General features: G+C 38.5%; 9 protein-coding genes, 20 tRNA genes and 1 rRNA gene. 6 read left to right on the plus strand and 24 right to left on the minus strand.

The features are described from left to right. Entirely contained in the window at positions 1 to 1,362 is a 1,362-nt protein-coding gene (locus tag D8M05_RS18550) for an alpha/beta hydrolase (RefSeq protein ID WP_183072863.1), read from the minus strand. Positions 1,363 to 1,646: 284 nt separating this feature from the next. Here D8M05_RS18550 and D8M05_RS18555 point away from each other — a divergent pair, with 284 nt between their 5' ends. From D8M05_RS18555 to D8M05_RS18565, 3 genes are all read left to right on the plus strand, one after another. Further along, a complete protein-coding gene (locus D8M05_RS18555) occupies positions 1,647 to 2,453 on the plus strand; it encodes a YitT family protein (protein ID WP_121134482.1) in 807 nt (268 codons plus the stop codon). A gap of 399 nt (positions 2,454 to 2,852) precedes the next feature. After that, a complete protein-coding gene (locus D8M05_RS18560; protein ID WP_121134484.1) occupies positions 2,853 to 4,256 on the plus strand; it encodes a purine-cytosine permease family protein in 1,404 nt (467 codons plus the stop codon). A 661-nt stretch (positions 4,257 to 4,917) separates the two neighbouring features. After that, positions 4,918 to 5,823 carry a nuclease-related domain-containing protein gene (locus tag D8M05_RS18565; protein WP_121134486.1) on the plus strand — a complete coding sequence of 302 codons (906 nt, stop codon included), beginning with the start codon at positions 4,918 to 4,920 and terminating at the stop codon, positions 5,821 to 5,823. A 19-nt stretch (positions 5,824 to 5,842) separates the two neighbouring features. Here D8M05_RS18565 and D8M05_RS18570 read toward each other — a convergent pair whose 3' ends face one another. Beyond that, positions 5,843 to 6,733 carry a LysR family transcriptional regulator gene (locus D8M05_RS18570; RefSeq protein ID WP_121134488.1) on the minus strand — a complete coding sequence of 297 codons (891 nt, stop codon included), beginning with the start codon at positions 6,731 to 6,733 and terminating at the stop codon, positions 5,843 to 5,845. A 108-nt stretch (positions 6,734 to 6,841) separates the two neighbouring features. On the opposite strand from D8M05_RS18570, the gene D8M05_RS18575 reads away from it, so the two are divergent. Next, positions 6,842 to 8,032, plus strand: a complete 1,191-nt coding sequence (locus tag D8M05_RS18575; protein WP_121134490.1) for a coenzyme F420-0:L-glutamate ligase — start codon at positions 6,842 to 6,844, stop codon at positions 8,030 to 8,032. Between the two features lie 189 nt (positions 8,033 to 8,221). On the opposite strand, the gene D8M05_RS18580 is transcribed toward D8M05_RS18575, so the two are convergent. Further along, positions 8,222 to 9,577 (minus strand): SLC45 family MFS transporter, encoded by a 1,356-nt coding sequence (locus D8M05_RS18580; RefSeq protein WP_121134492.1) that lies wholly within the window; start codon positions 9,575 to 9,577, stop codon positions 8,222 to 8,224. A gap of 445 nt (positions 9,578 to 10,022) precedes the next feature. Here D8M05_RS18580 and D8M05_RS18585 point away from each other — a divergent pair, with 445 nt between their 5' ends. Next, on the plus strand, positions 10,023 to 11,252 hold the full coding sequence (locus tag D8M05_RS18585; protein WP_121134494.1) for an MFS transporter: 1,230 nt from the start codon (positions 10,023 to 10,025) through the stop codon (positions 11,250 to 11,252). 190 nt (positions 11,253 to 11,442) lie between these two features. Then, positions 11,443 to 12,351, plus strand: a complete 909-nt coding sequence (locus D8M05_RS18590; protein WP_121134496.1) for an SDR family oxidoreductase — start codon at positions 11,443 to 11,445, stop codon at positions 12,349 to 12,351. 715 nt (positions 12,352 to 13,066) lie between these two features. Here D8M05_RS18590 and D8M05_RS18595 read toward each other — a convergent pair. The 21 genes from D8M05_RS18595 to rrf form a co-directional block, all read right to left on the minus strand. Next, positions 13,067 to 13,141 (minus strand) — tRNA-Gln (locus D8M05_RS18595). Positions 13,142 to 13,147: 6 nt separating this feature from the next. After that, positions 13,148 to 13,222: transfer RNA gene (locus tag D8M05_RS18600), tRNA-Asn, on the minus strand. A gap of 76 nt (positions 13,223 to 13,298) precedes the next feature. After that, positions 13,299 to 13,372: transfer RNA gene (locus tag D8M05_RS18605), tRNA-Ile, on the minus strand. A 10-nt stretch (positions 13,373 to 13,382) separates the two neighbouring features. Beyond that, positions 13,383 to 13,456: transfer RNA gene (locus D8M05_RS18610), tRNA-Gly, on the minus strand. 27 nt (positions 13,457 to 13,483) lie between these two features. Next, a tRNA-Phe gene (locus D8M05_RS18615) sits at positions 13,484 to 13,559 on the minus strand. A gap of 193 nt (positions 13,560 to 13,752) precedes the next feature. Continuing rightward, positions 13,753 to 13,845 (minus strand) — tRNA-Ser (locus tag D8M05_RS18620). A 22-nt stretch (positions 13,846 to 13,867) separates the two neighbouring features. After that, positions 13,868 to 13,941, minus strand: a tRNA-Ile gene (locus D8M05_RS18625). Between the two features lie 11 nt (positions 13,942 to 13,952). Next, a tRNA-His gene (locus D8M05_RS18630) sits at positions 13,953 to 14,028 on the minus strand. 32 nt (positions 14,029 to 14,060) lie between these two features. Next, a tRNA-Ala gene (locus tag D8M05_RS18635) sits at positions 14,061 to 14,133 on the minus strand. Positions 14,134 to 14,139: 6 nt separating this feature from the next. Continuing rightward, a tRNA-Pro gene (locus D8M05_RS18640) sits at positions 14,140 to 14,216 on the minus strand. A gap of 5 nt (positions 14,217 to 14,221) precedes the next feature. Beyond that, positions 14,222 to 14,298 (minus strand) — tRNA-Arg (locus D8M05_RS18645). Positions 14,299 to 14,301: 3 nt separating this feature from the next. Next, positions 14,302 to 14,390: transfer RNA gene (locus D8M05_RS18650), tRNA-Leu, on the minus strand. Positions 14,391 to 14,402: 12 nt separating this feature from the next. After that, a tRNA-Gly gene (locus D8M05_RS18655) sits at positions 14,403 to 14,477 on the minus strand. A gap of 115 nt (positions 14,478 to 14,592) precedes the next feature. Further along, positions 14,593 to 14,677: transfer RNA gene (locus tag D8M05_RS18660), tRNA-Leu, on the minus strand. Between the two features lie 7 nt (positions 14,678 to 14,684). Then, positions 14,685 to 14,757: transfer RNA gene (locus D8M05_RS18665), tRNA-Lys, on the minus strand. A gap of 76 nt (positions 14,758 to 14,833) precedes the next feature. Continuing rightward, positions 14,834 to 14,909, minus strand: a tRNA-Thr gene (locus tag D8M05_RS18670). 3 nt (positions 14,910 to 14,912) lie between these two features. Beyond that, a tRNA-Asp gene (locus D8M05_RS18675) sits at positions 14,913 to 14,989 on the minus strand. 6 nt (positions 14,990 to 14,995) lie between these two features. Further along, a tRNA-Met gene (locus tag D8M05_RS18680) sits at positions 14,996 to 15,072 on the minus strand. Between the two features lie 19 nt (positions 15,073 to 15,091). Next, a tRNA-Val gene (locus D8M05_RS18685) sits at positions 15,092 to 15,167 on the minus strand. A 10-nt stretch (positions 15,168 to 15,177) separates the two neighbouring features. Next, a tRNA-Glu gene (locus D8M05_RS18690) sits at positions 15,178 to 15,252 on the minus strand. Between the two features lie 116 nt (positions 15,253 to 15,368). Next, a 5S ribosomal RNA gene (gene rrf, locus D8M05_RS18695) occupies positions 15,369 to 15,482 on the minus strand. Between the last annotated feature and the right edge of the window lie 38 nt (positions 15,483 to 15,520).

Genomic DNA, 15,520 nt, shown 5'->3' on the forward strand with positions numbered 1-15,520 from the left:
TTAAACATGAATGGTCCTTCTTTTAGAATGAAAGAAACCGAAGAATGGATAAAAACAAGTGCTGATAAAGTGGCTCAAAATTAACTTGCGAAATGGCTCACTTTTCACTTGCGAAATACATTTAATCGAATCAACATAGCTTATCAAGTCCGAATGAATGATACCCTGAAGAAGAACATACTCTCTTCCAGCAACAAGTATAGGATTTATATTTGGGCTTGTTTCAAGTACATGCTTCAAATGGTGGAGCGAAACTCTTAATCTGTTTCGCGCATTCAGAAGACTTACTTCAGGCCAGAAAACGTCACAGAGCTCATCCCTAGTGGCTGAATGTTTTATAACAAGGTACATTAGTAATTGCTTTGCCTTCCTTTTCCCCCAGCCGTCGGCAATTTTTTCGCCATTAAGCCGTACGGAAAAGCCATTCATTATATTTACTTGTAATTCATTGTGATTAAGTGGTTCATCTCTATCCTTAAGCATCCCCCTAATATCTGAATACATTTGTGACGTTAGATTTCTTTTAAACTCCGCTTCAGGGGAAATGATATCCCTTTGACTCACTTTATTCTTTTCTATAAATTCATGTATCCACTGTGAGACAAGTACTGGCTGATCCATTTGAATTAAAAAGGAGGCATATGGTACGGTAAAGAATCGTGCGAAATGGTTAAAATTTAACAGAGCACTCGTAATCTCAGGAGGGAAAATTTCATCTTCAGAGCCCGACAGTATGAGTATAGGCACATCTATCCTTTGAAGGTTCTCCATAGCAGCCGCTCCAAAACCTGGGTGAAATAACTCAAAATAAACGTTCGGTTTCACCTGCTTATAGGCATGAAGTAAAATGTTTACTATTTCTTTCGATGGACGGTAACATACTTTCTTTACCAATTGTTTCCCTATTTCCAACATTGAGTCTTGCCCAGCCACTACTGCCTTACGTTCCTCAGCAATATGATCCCCAATTTCCTTTGGATAGTGAATTGGTACACCCATTAATATGAGTGATTTTAAGTCCCTCTTTTCCTCAAACGTTGCTAGTAATACACCTAAAAACCCACCAAAGCCCTGAGCAACAATGTGATATGGTCCAATGTCCAGTTCAGTAAGAAGGTAAAGTAAATCATCCGTTAGCAGCTTAACATCTCTTTTTCCTTTTCCAGCATCACTTCCCCCATGACCCCTTAAGTCATAACGAAGAATAGAATAATCTTTAACGAAATATGGAATAATAAGGTCCCATGAATGCATATCTAAACCAACACCATGAATAAGAATGAGCGTCTCCACTGCAGCTGGATTCTCTGAATCAATCTTCTCATAATGAATATTCACATCATCTTTGCTAACCCATGCCAACGAAATAACCTCCCTTCTATTCATTCAAGCTTGGTCTTAAATAATAATGAAACACGATTGTTCTACACTTTCTAAATTCGGCAAAAATTTATAAAACTCCTTCTTATACAAATACTTTTTTTCAGGAATCGGTGCCTGGAACCATAAAAGGAATAATGATAAAATACTAATCTAAAGCAAATCAATTTGTTCGGCTTAATTTGCAAACTTAATGCTAATAGATAATATCCGTATATCCAATTCTATTCTATAAATTGAAATGTTAAGCCTTGGAGGGTCTATATTTGAAAAATTTAATTGTTATCGCTGGATCGCTAATCATCGCATTTGCTTTTAACTTCTTTCTGGTTCCATACGGAATCCTAAGTAGCGGACTTAGCGGGATTGCTATTTTACTTGGAATAATCACACCTTTTAATACTGGTATTATGAACTTCATTTTGAATCTGCCAATACTCATTCTTGGATATTACAAACTCGGAAAAGAAATTATATTCAATACAATTATTTGTGTTGTATCACTTTCTATCTTCCTATACATATTGCCAGTTGTAACTGTAACAAATAACATATTGCTTTCCACTATCTTTGGTGGAGTAATAGGTGGAATCGGGATTGGAATTATTATGAAATTCTCAGGAACTTCTGGTGGATTAGATATTATCGCTATTATCGTATCACGCACAAGCAACATGAGTGTAGGTCTTCTACTTTCTGCGATGAATGGTATTATCGTTCTTATTTCCGGGTTTGTATTTGATTGGAATATTGCTTTATACACACTCCTGTCCATCTATCTAACAGGGAAAATGATAGACAGTATTCATACAAACCATATTAAATTAACCATGCAAATCGTCACTACAAAGGGAGATGCAATTAGACAGGAATTACTCGAAAACATCTATCGAGGTATTACGATTACGAACGGATACGGTGGATACACACATGAACCAAAACAAATTTTAATGATGGTCGTTACTCGTTATGAAACATTACAAATAAAAGAGATTGTCCGTTCGCATGATGAAAAGGCATTTATTAATGTATTTGAAACAGTTGAGGTCGATGGGGAATTTGCGAAAAACTAGCGAAAAATACCCTAGAGGTGAATAACCCATGTCAGATTTGGACTTATTCAATAAGTAGGAACGTTCATAAAGTATTTGGTATTATTTTGGCAAATCGTAATTTTACATTCAAAATAAATCCTATTGGGAGCATTAACCCAATAGGATTTTCTGTATTTTTCTGAATAATTACGTTTAACCATGCATGGCATTAATACTACGATAGAGGCAGTATTCGGCAGTAAGAGCGAGGTATTACAATTTAATGACATTTACCTGCATATTACCGCATTTGTAATTTTAAAATCCTAGTGATATAGTAGGAAACGGATATAGAGATTTGAGGAAATATTTGAACATTCGTCGTTTAAACTTACCTCTAAGTATGTGAGAAATTGCACAAAAAGGAGAGATTTTGCTATGGAAGCTTTTAACGTAACAGAGGAGAATCATACGGAACAGACAGGAAGTGATGATTATTCCTTAGATAGAGTACCTCGTGACAAGAGAAATATGGGGTGGCTAAGCATTACGAACATTACATTTGGTATTGCAACAGCGATCTTTTATTTTCAAATGGGTAGTGTAATGGCACTTTCATTCGGAGCAATTAATGCAATCATATCAGCTGTTTATGCTATTGTTGTTGCCGGTATTCTAGGAACATTCATTGCTTACCTTTCCGCCAAATCAGGGATGAACGTAAATTTGCTATCAAGAGGTGGCGGATTTGGTTATATTGGTGCATCTTTGACCTCATTTATTTATGCTACAAACTTTATTATGTACTGTGCACTAGAAGGGTTAATACTAGTAGCTGCCGTTCATGAGTTCTTACCAGTCATCCCAGAATGGGTACTCATTCTCATCTTCGGAACGGTTGTAATCCCCCTAAATTGGTTCGGAATTAAGCAATTAGATAAATTACAAAAATGGTCATTACCGTTGTTTTTTATATTTTTAATTGCTGCCATTATTATGGCTGCCACTACGCCTTCCGTCTATGAAGGAAGCTTTTGGACTTTTATGCCTGAAGGGGTTCAAGTTGGCGGAACTGCCTTATTACTTTGTATCGGAATGCAGCACGGGATCATGGGATTAACTCCACTACTTGCATCCGACTATGCACGTTTCCTTAAACCAAAAGATATGAAAATAGGTGTCTTTGCAATCGGATTTATTCCACAAATCTTTTGCTTTGGTGTCATGGGAGGACTTGGTATTTGGTTTGGTGTTCGACTAGGGGAAGCAAATCCTGGTGTTTATATCGTTCTTCTTCTTGGTGTTTGGGGTGCATTGTTTACCATGTTAACCCAAATCAGAATCAATATTACGAATATTTATAGTGGATCCCTTTCACTATCTACTTTCTTTGAGAATATCTTTAAATTTACACCTGGTAGACGTTTCTGGGTAGTTGTTACAGGTGTTGCTGCAATGATTCTAATGCTCGGAGGTATTGTCGATCATTTAGAATTAGTCATGACATTCCAAGGTGTATTCCTATTAACATGGGCGACTATATTAGTAATTGATGCGATTGTCATTAAGAAAATCCTTAAGATTGGCCCAGGCTATTACGAAGCAAGACAACAGAATCTTTATAAATGGAATCCAATAGGCGTGGCATCATTGCTCATCGCAAGCGGTTTAGGAACCGTTGCTGCATTAGGTGTTATGGGAGAATTTCTACAAAGTACTGCCGCTTTCTTTGCTTCTATATTAGCAGCAATACTTACAGTAATCATCGCGATCTATACAAAAGGAAAATACTATGTGAAAAAAGAAGCAAACGATATCCCAAAAGAAGATTATATCAGGTAATTAGTTCCCCCTCTATTTGATGAATAGAGGGGGTTTTGATTTTGTCAAGATTAGCTGAGACTTTGCTTGCTTACTTCTTTTTGTATTGAGTTGACCTGAGATAATAGGACTTATCTAGTTCATTTCAGTAGGATTTTGCTCTGTTTTCATCTTGAGAGTGCTTATCTAGTTCATTTCAGCAGGATTTCTCTCTGTTTTCATCTCGAGAGCTCTTATCTAGTTCATTTCATTGGGGTTTTGCTCTGTTTTCATCTTGAGAGTGCTTATCTAGTTCATTTCATTAAGTTTTTGCTCTGTTTTCATCTTGAGAGTGCTTATCTAGTTCATTTCAGCAGGATTTTTCTCTGTTTCCATCTTGAGAGTGCTTATCTAGTTCATTTCAGCAGGATTTCTCTCTTTTTCTATCTTGAGAGCTCTTATCTAGTTCATTTCAGCAGGATCTCTCTCTGTTTTCATCTTGAGAGCGCTTATCTAGTTCATTTCAGCAGGATTTCTCTCTTTTTCTATCTTGAGAGCTCTTATTAAGCAGCTTTACTAGTCAACCATTCCAACATTACAGATATAAGTTTGAAAAAGTTTCAACATTCCGATAGATAGAATAGTAATATTTGTATTATACTATAGTTATCTGAACCTACTATTAGAACAAAGGATGTGGACTATGTTATACAAATCTCGGAGTAAATCTAAAGAATTACGTACTTTGGAATTCCTAAGCAAGCGAATGAATTTATCCGAAAAGGACAAGCAACATTATTTAAATCTCTCAAAGGGTTATGAAGGAGAAGTAGCATTCGATTCATTGACAGAAAAGCTTCAATGTGATTGCTTGATATTAAATGATTTACTACTAAAAGTGAGTAATACCACCTTTCAAATTGATTCATTAATCATTGTATCAGGGAAAATATACTTTTTTGATGTGAAAAATCATGAAGGAGATTATTATTACGATTCTGATAAATTCTTCAAGATACCTCAATTTGAAATTGTTAATCCACTTTATCAATTAAGTAGAAGCGAAACCTTATTACGCCAGTTACTACTCAACCTTAAATTTAATCTTCCAATTGAAGCTTCTATTGTTTTCATCAACACTAGCTTTACCTTATACCAATCCCCGCTAAATAAACCAATTATTTATCCAACACAAATTAATCGCTATCTAAACAAATTAAATACAATCCCATCAAAACTAAATGAAAAACACAAGATTTTGGCTGAAAAATTAGTTTCATTACATATGGATGAATCTCCCTTCACCCAGTTGCCATCTTATCATTATGACCAACTCCGTAAGGGAATTACTTGTTTCCATTGTCATTCATTTTCCATCTTAGTTAAAGGAAGGAAATGTATTTGTCGAGATTGTGGATTTGCTGAAACGGTTGATGTGGCAGTAATGCGCAGTATTAGAGAATTCATTTTTCTTTTTCCAGACCAAAAAATTACTACAAATATCATTCACGAGTGGTGTCATGTAATAGATTCCAAACAGAAAATAAGAAATGTACTAGATAAGAACTTTACAATGGTAGGAGAAAATCGATGGGCTTTCTATATATAAAAGATAGATTACCGAATATTCACTCCTTGTTTCCTTCTATCATTTCAACAAATTTAGTTGATGCTGGTGACAATGGAACACTTTTTAAAAAACATAGACCAATATTTCTCGTTGGTATATCTTCTTTTAACTGCACTTCGTATACTAACTCTTTTTCCAAATACTCCATTGAAAACTCCTTTGTCACGCACGCAATTCCTAAATTAATTTTTGCAAACTCCAATAACAGATCATGCGAGCCTAATTCAAATTCTGGCGAAAGCTTAATTCCTTTCGATAACAGATAATCCTCAACATACTTTCTAGAATTAGAATTCGGTTCAAGGAAGATTAAAGGCAGATCTACTAACTCATCAAGGCTTATTGGTCCAGATAATATATCCTTATACTTCTCCCCGCAAACAAAAGTATCATGGATATCGATAAAAGCGATTCGTTCTAATGCAGAGTCTTCCACAGGGAAGTTACAAACCGCAATATCAACCTCTCCTGCTTTTAAAATTGAAAGGGTTTCTAGTGTTGTCCCATTTACAATTTTAAATTTGATGTTCGGATACTTATTATGAAAAGCCTCTAAATATGGAAGCAAGAAGTACTTCGTAATTGTGTCTCCTACACCAATTTTTAATTCTCCTGCAGTTAAATTTTTAAATTCTAAAATCTTTTCTTCTCCTGCATTGATTAAATTAAGGGACGAATGGACATATTCAAATAAGAGACTTCCCTCATTCGTTAGCGATACCCCTTTTGGTGTTCGATGAAATAAACGTGTATCTAATTCCCTTTCTAATTGCATGATTGCCTGACTAACTGCTGGTTGTGTCATGTACAGGCTTTTTGCAGCTTTTGAAAAACTTTTATTTCTCCCGACCATCCAGAATACTTTATATAAATCTAATTTACCAACCATATAATTACCCCTTATAAGTAATATTACATATATTAATTTTACTTATATAAGATCTAAATGTATAGTTAAAATAGAATAAAATTTACATCAATGTAAGGAGCGAGACATGTGGAAAGAGTTGTTGGAACAGTTGTTAGAGGTTTACGTTGCCCTATCATCAATCAAGGGGATCATATAGAAGAGATCGTTGTAGATAGTGTACTAAAAGCTTCTGAAATGGAAGGCTTTCAGATTAATGATAAAGATATCGTTACGATAACAGAGTCAATCGTAGCCCGTGCTCAAGGAAATTATGCAACAATTGACAATATAGCTAAAGATGTTCAATCCAAGTTTGGCGATGATACAATAGGAGTCATTTTCCCAATACTAAGTCGCAATCGTTTTGCAACCTGTCTTCGCGGGATTGCAAAAGGGGCGAAAAAAATTGTAATCATGCTTAGCTATCCTTCTGATGAGGTTGGAAATCACTTAGTCGATCTTGACCAACTTGATGAAAAGGGAGTAAATCCTTGGACAGATGTTTTAACCGAAGAACAATTCCGTGAATACTTTGGTCATAATAAACATACCTTTACCGGTGTTGATTATATCGATTATTACAAATCTATCGTCGAAGAATACGGCATTGAATGTGAAGTAATCTTCTCCAACAATCCAAAATCAATCTTAGAACACACAAAGAGTGTATTAGCTTGCGATATCCATTCGAGACTTAGAACAAAGAGAATATTAAAGGCAAATGGTGCAGAAAAGGTTTATAGTCTTGATAACATCTTATCTGAATCAATCGATGGCAGTGGCTATAATGAAGCATATGGTTTATTAGGATCAAATAAAGCAAAGGAAGATAGTGTGAAACTTTTCCCACGTGACTGTCAGCCTGTTGTTGATACCATACAGAAAATGCTTCAAGAGAAGACTGGTAAACATGTGGAAGTCATGGTTTACGGAGACGGTGCATTCAAAGATCCTGTAGGGAAGATATGGGAACTTGCTGATCCAGTTGTATCGCCTGCTTACACATCAGGACTTGACGGAACACCAAACGAAGTAAAATTAAAGTATCTAGCTGATAATAACTTTGCTGATTTAAAAGGGGAAGAACTTAAACAAGCTATTTCAGAGTTTATTAATAATAAAGAAGAGGACCTTGTAGGTGCGATGGAATCACAAGGGACTACACCTAGACAACTAACTGACCTTATTGGTTCTCTTTCCGATTTAACTTCAGGAAGTGGAGATAAAGGTACACCAATTGTCTATATACAAGGTTATTTTGATAACTACACGAAGTAGCATGAAAACCTTGAAATTATCATAGACGATGTATATCGACTTACGTTTTAACATGAAAAAAAGCTGACAAAATATGTCAGCTTTTTTTCATGTATTCAACCAGTCGACGCCCATTGCTTAAATTAGAACAGATCGTCTCCTGTACCATACACGTTATTTTTCTAATATCAATTTTATTAAATATAGATGCTATCTAGCAGAGGTTTCTTTAATGATTGAAACTGTAAATGCACCCACAATTAGTAAAATACCCGAAATTAAAATCATTGCTGGCATCGATGATCCAATTACAGGGAACAATGCAAAACTTAGACATGAAGCAATAATTTGAGGTAAACAAATACTACCATTAAAGAGTCCTAGATATGTACCCATATTTTTACCTGACAATGCATTCGTTAATATCGTGAATGGGAATGTCATCATTGCCGCCCACGCAATACCAATTAAGACAAATGACACAAGTAAAGCACCTTGGTTATGTATGAAAAATACGGATCCAAAACCAATGCCTCCTAATATTAAACTAAGTGCATACCAGAATTTGCGTTTATCGTTAGGCACTCGCGCTAACACAAGTGACCAAAGCACAGCCGCAACTGCCTGTACAGCGGAGAGGATTCCAAACCAATTCCCAGCTGCTTGATAGGCAGAACTAGAAGGTTCCGTCGTATTCCAGACATTAGCCGCAACCGCACCCGTACCATACGTCCATAAATACTGAAATCCCATCCAACAGAATAATTGAACTAATGAAATAGTCCAGAATACTTTTGGAGCGTTTCGAAGCAATCTAATAAAACTAACTTTTTCTTTTTTCTCCTCATTCGTAATACCATGATAAGCAGCATATTCTTCTGGTGAGTATTCTTTCACTTTAAAAACGGTAAAAAGACTACAAATAATTAAGACAACAGCACCCACATAAAAGGAGATAACTACAGATTGTGGGACAACTCCCTTAGGTGCACTATTTGAAACACCAAGCATGGTTAGAAGAAAAGGAAAAATACAAGCTAAAACAGCACCACTGTTAGAAAGAAAACTTTGTATTGAATAAGCAAATCCTTTCTGTTCTTCATTAACCATATCACCAACCATCATTTTAAATGGCTGCATTGCTACATTTGATGAAACATCCATAAACAAAATCGCCACTGCTCCAAAAGTAAGAGCTGCCACTGGACCAAAACCAAAACTACCAGAATTCGGCAATAAACACATCACGATGACTGCAACAATTGCTCCAACTAGTAAATATGGAATGCGTCGCCCAAGTCTTGGCATCCAAGTTCGATCTGAGAAGTATCCAACGAGAGGTTGAACAATTAAACCAGCTAGTGGCGGTAATATAAAGAAGAATCCTAATGTATGCGGATCAGCACCAATCGTTTGAAAGATACGCCCCATATTAGAACTTTGCAAAGAGAATGCCATTTGTACACCCAAAAAGCCAAAACTGATCATCCAAATCGTACTAATTGGAAGGGTAGGCAACTGTTGTCGAGTGGCGCCATCACTAATTTTATCATGTTGAACTTCCATTATAATATCCTCCTAAAAAAGACTTATTGGTTGTATATACTGTTCTATATTTTCAATTGTAAAGCTATTTAGTGAAATCGTTTGCACTAATGACAAAGAGCGTTTCTTAACCACCCCTGAATATAAAAGCGTTAATAATTCAGTCTTATCAAACCATTTAAAAAGCTATCAATTGAAATAGTTAAAACATCCTATATGAAATCATTAGTTTATTATAGTATTTTTCCTAAAATCACGCAAACGTTTGCACTCAAAAGCATCAAATTTTATGCTTTTGCGAATATGGAGATGCTGTGGAGAAAGCCGAAGTAAATAATAGAGGTTAATACTACTCCTTTTACAAATAATCAATCTATCAAATTATATAACTGTTCTGTAATCATTGTAATTTGGTTCCTAAACGGTAAAATAGCTATATAAAGTACCTTAGAAAGAAGGATATCTTATGGAAAAAGCAATACCGAAGAAAGCTATTACATCTCCTGATGAAAATAAAACCGTTTACCGTGTTCTATTCATCATTGCAGCATGCCATTTATTGAATGATTCTATTCAAGCTGTCATTCCTGCTATGTTTCCTATATTAGAAAGGTCAATGGGATTAACCTTTACACAACTCGGTCTGATAACTTTTACATTAAATATGGTTTCGTCTGTCATACAGCCTGTAGTCGGGACATTCACCGATAAAAAGGCCGTTCCCTATGCATTACCAATTGGGCTTACAAGTAGTATGGTAGGGATTCTTGGTTTGGCGCTTGCCCCGAATTTCTGGTTAATACTAGTGAGTGTTATTTTCATAGGGTTAGGATCTGCCGTTTTCCATCCTGAAGGTTCCCGTGTTGTCTATCTTGCGGCAGGGAATAAAAGAGGCCTTGCACAGTCAATTTTTCAGGTTGGTGGAAATTCTGGCCAAGCATTAGCACCTGTTATTACGGCGTTAATCCTTGTACCACTCGGCCAAAAAGGTGCACTTTGGTTTACCTTGATTGCAGGGTTAGCAGTTATTTTTCTCACATATATTGCGAGATGGTACAAAGGCCAGATGGAGTTTATTGCAGCAAAGAAGAAGCGCACTGTAGTTGCAAAGCCAAACAAAGCTGTATCTAAAGCAATTAAACATGCAATTCTTATTCTTGTTTTTATTGTTTTTGCGAGGTCCTGGTATCAAGCAGCTATTTCAAACTTCTATGCCTTTTATGCAATCGAAACCTACCAAGTTACAATTGCTAATTCACAAGTTTATCTTTTTGTTTTTCTAGCAATGGGAGCTGTTGGTACCTTTGTTGGCGGGCCATTAGCAGATCGGTTTGGTAGGAGAAATATCATTCTTTTCTCTCTCATCGCTGCAAGTCCACTAGCGATTCTACTACCTTTTGTTGGATCATTTATGGCAATGGTTCTCTTAGCAATTATCGGACTGATCTTAATGACTAGTTTTTCTGTTACGGTCGTTTACGCACAAGAACTCATTCCTGGAAAAATAGGTACGATGTCTGGCCTGATTGTCGGATTAGGATTCGGCATGGGCGCGATTGGTGCTGTGGCGTTAGGATATTTTATTGATTTATTTGGATTAACAACAACCATGATTGCGGCCTCCCTATTACCTTTACTAGGCTTTCTTACCTTTTTATTACCAACGGATAGAAAAGTTCGAGAGTGGTATTATTGAGAAGCAGCAAGCAGGAGCAGGGGTGACGCGTAGAGGCGAGAGGCGGTTCACCCCTGCTTTAATTTACTTAGTTAGAAAGGAAGTACAAGATCCCCCGTAATAATATCCCCTACGCATTCATATTATGTTATAGGGTTCATTTCACATAGATATCTCATCTCCACATCTAGACAACTACAAGGAGGATAACATGAATAGATATTATCCAGTTTATCCATACATCGGAGTCACACAGCGTGTAGTGTCAACACCAATTACCTTTCCTGCACAACACCAGGAAAACCAACCCGGGCTAGAATGGGCTATGCAACCCAGACCCATTTTTGATTACGCTGGCTATGTCGGAAACAGTAAACTAAAGGGACAAGTAGCAATCATTACTGGTGGTGACAGCGGTATCGGGCGCGCAGTAGCAGCTGCCTACGCTAAGGAAGGTGCTAACTTAATGATTGTATATCTAGATGAACATCGTGATGCGAATGAGACCAAGCAATATGTAGAGGCTTTAGGTGCTCGTTGCATACTTCTAGCGGGAGACTTAAAAGATCCTGAAACCTCAAAGAAAGCAGTAGAACAAACGATAAAAACATTTGGACGGTTGGATGTATTAGTAAATAATGCGGCGGTGCAACCCTACACAACAAATATACTAGACGTTTCAGATGATCAACTTGAAAACACGTTCCGAACAAACGTCTTTTCTCTGTTTTACATGACCAAAGCCGCAATGCCTTATTTACAGCCTGGGAGTAGCATTATTAGCACAACGTCAAGAGTTGCATATGAAGGGGATAAAAATGTAATTGACTACGCTGCTTCCAAAGGCGCTGTAGTGTCGTTTACCAGGACTATGGCATTGTCACTTATAGATCAAGGAATACGAGTTAATGCAGTAGCACCTGGACCAGCATGGACGCCATTAACAGTAAGTACCTATCCCGCTGAGCACCAACTTACCTTTGGAGCTGATCTTCCCATAGGGCGTGCTGCACAGCCCTTTGAAATTGCTCCCGCATTCGTACATCTAGCCTCCAATGATTCAGCCTATGTAACAGGGCAAGTTCTTCATGTTAATGGTGGAAAGATTCGATACACTTAAGCCTCCTCTTAACAGAGTGATAAACCCAAATGATAGACTAAAGGAGCATTCCTCCAAGCAGCTAAGTGAGGAGTTATAGATCGCAGGAAACATAATGCAATCAAGAATTAAGCCAATCCGTTTACAGGTGGATTTCTTCTTTTTAGAAAACAGTTTTTAGCTCATTTAAAAGTATTATTCATGTAACAAACCCTGATACATATTTATAGTGAAAAAAAATAGAACGACACCGCTGGGGGTAAAGGTGAAAAACGATGTTCCACATATCCTAGGAAAGCCTATATAAAAATAAAACTCCTTTATGAAACATTACCTGTTCAAATGTCTCAAAAATAAAGATTATGATTGATTTAGCAGCCAGTAAGGGATAATTATTATGCAGCAGTTAATTGAATGGTAGAGGTTGACTTTCTATCACCGAATATCTGATATTAATATAAGTTTTTTTAACAATTATATGATGAGGGAACGAACCTTGAGTTACTGAATGTAAGTGAATTATCGTTAGAATACGTAAAAACAATCTGAAAGGTGTTGTATCTGAAGTTACGTAGAGAAGATTATATCTTTTAGATTTCAAAAAAGCCCCATGTATTTAGAACCTTCTTAAAGTCCTTATACATCGGGCTTTTTATAACATTGGATAGATCACTTGATATCATTTATTTTACAAAATAAAAAAAATCCCCATAGGGACATATATTAAATATGTAAATGGCTGGGCTACCAGGATTCGAACCTGGGATACACGGGATCAAAACCCGATGCCTTACCGCTTGGCTATAGCCCAATATATTGGCTCCACAGGTAGGATTCGAACCTACGACCGATCGGTTAACAGCCGATTGCTCTACCACTGAGCTACTGTGGAATAATGAATACTAAGGGCTTAATATATATTAACATACTGATAAATAGGTTTCAACTAACTAAGAATTAGTTTGTAATGGGCCTGAGTGGACTCGAACCACCGACCTCACGCTTATCAGGCGTGCGCTCTAACCAGCTGAGCTACAGGCCCATAATAAATATGGAGCGGGTGAAGGGAATCGAACCCTCATCATCAGCTTGGAAGGCTGAGGTTTTACCACTAAACTACACCCGCATATTATATCGATGATTCTATATAATATGGTGGCTCGGGACGGAATCGAACCGCCGACACAAGGATTTTCAGTCCTCTGCTCTACCGACTGAGCTACCAAGCCATATTTAGTTAAAAATTAAAATAATGTTCTTGCTTGAAATCTAGTGTCGAAGCTTATTCGGAGAAGTTCTCTGCTCGTCGTGTTGCAAGTTTATTCGGTGATGTTGCACTCCTCGCAAGCCTGCACATAGTAGGCTATTCGATGAGGATAACGGCTTGCTCTACCGACTGAGCTACCAAGCCTTATTTATGTATGGAGGAGGTAGAGGGATTCGAACCCCCGCGCGGTTTGACCCGCCTGTCGGTTTTCAAGACCGATCCCTTCAGCCAGACTTGGGTATACCTCCACATTATTATGGATCCTACAAGTGGACCCTGCAGGACTCGAACCTGCGACCGATCGGTTATGAGCCGATAGCTCTAACCAACTGAGCTAAGGGTCCCTATGTAAAAATGGGGCGACCGGTGGGAATTGAACCCACGAATGCCGGAGCCACAATCCGGTGCGTTAACCCCTTCGCCACGACCGCCATCTTCAACAACTATATATTTTTAGTAGCAATGGAGCCTAGCGGGATCGAACCGCTGACCTCCTGCGTGCAAAGCAGGCGCTCTCCCAGCTGAGCTAAGGCCCCATGTAATGGTCGGGAAGACAGGATTTGAACCTGCGACCCCTTGGTCCCAAACCAAGTGCTCTACCAAGCTGAGCTACTTCCCGCAGTGTGGCGCGCCCGAGAGGAGTCGAACCCCTAACCTCTTGATCCGTAGTCAAACGCTCTATCCAATTGAGCTACGGGCGCGAATGGTGCCGAGGACCGGAATCGAACCGGTACGGTAGTCACCTACCGCAGGATTTTAAGTCCTGTGCGTCTGCCAGTTCCGCCACCCCGGCAAAGAATATTTCTGGAGCGGAAGACGGGATTCGAACCCGCGACCCCCACCTTGGCAAGGTGATGTTCTACCACTGAACTACTTCCGCGCTTGAACAGGATGTTCTGACTTCTGTGTTTGTCCCAAAGGTTTTCGATGGGTCGAGTAAGCGTAGTCCCAGGACGTGACAGTTTTTAACAGAAGTTCCTTAATATTTGTATTAATGGTGCGGGTGAAGGGAGTCGAACCCCCACATCCGAAGATACTAGATCCTAAGTCTAGCGCGTCTGCCAATTCCGCCACACCTGCATAATGATGAGCCATGAAGGATTCGAACCTTCGACCCTTTGATTAAAAGTCAAATGCTCTACCAACTGAGCTAATGGCTCATATATAAAGTATCTCTTCCCTATGAAAGAGTATTCTGTTGATGATTTCTACTTCTAAAAGTAGATTCAAGAAAAGTGGTGCCGGCCAGAGGACTTGAACCCCCAACCTACTGATTACAAGTCAGTTGCTCTACCAATTGAGCTAGGCCGGCATATGGCGGTCCGGACGGGACTCGAACCCGCGACCTCCTGCGTGACAGGCAGGCATTCTAACCAACTGAACTACCGGACCATAATTTGGTTGCGGGGACAAGATTTGAACTTGCGACCTTCGGGTTATGAGCCCGACGAGCTACCAGACTGCTCCACCCCGCGATAATAAAAATAATTAATATGGTGGAGGATGCAGGGCTCGAACCTGCGACCCCCTGCTTGTAAGGCAGGTGCTCTCCCAGCTGAGCTAATCCTCCACATAGTATTTGGTGACCCGTACGGGATTCGAACCCGTGTTACCGCCGTGAAAGGGCGGTGTCTTAACCGCTTGACCAACGGGCCAGTTGAATTTTCACAAATAAATAACCCCACAGATAGACTTCAAATCTACGACCACTCGACTGTTAGTCGATGCTCTACCAATAAGGTACTGTGAAGCATTTAAAAATAAAACATTTGCCTGGCGGTGTCCTACTCTTGCAGGGGAGACCCCAACTACCATCGGCGCTGGAGAGCTTAACTTCTGTGTTCGGTATGGGAACAGGTGTGGCCTCTCCGCCATCACTACCAGACATATGTAATTTTCTAGGGATTGAACCCTGAAAACTAA

This window comes from Oceanobacillus bengalensis, assembly GCF_003628445.1.
Lineage (GTDB): Bacteria > Bacillota > Bacilli > Bacillales > Amphibacillaceae > Oceanobacillus > Oceanobacillus bengalensis.

Bases quoted from the DNA above. Each gene is read 5' to 3' on its own strand.
- D8M05_RS18590 (WP_121134496.1), top strand. From the start codon at position 11,443: ATGAATAGATATTATCCAGTTTATCCATACATCGGAGTCACACAGCGT.
- D8M05_RS18560 (WP_121134484.1), top strand. From the start codon at position 2,853: ATGGAAGCTTTTAACGTAACAGAGGAGAATCATACGGAACAGACAGGA.
- D8M05_RS18585 (WP_121134494.1), top strand. From the start codon at position 10,023: ATGGAAAAAGCAATACCGAAGAAAGCTATTACATCTCCTGATGAAAAT.
- D8M05_RS18570 (WP_121134488.1), bottom strand. From the start codon at position 6,733: ATGGTTGGTAAATTAGATTTATATAAAGTATTCTGGATGGTCGGGAGA.
- D8M05_RS18580 (WP_121134492.1), bottom strand. From the start codon at position 9,577: ATGGAAGTTCAACATGATAAAATTAGTGATGGCGCCACTCGACAACAG.
- D8M05_RS18565 (WP_121134486.1), top strand. From the start codon at position 4,918: ATGTTATACAAATCTCGGAGTAAATCTAAAGAATTACGTACTTTGGAA.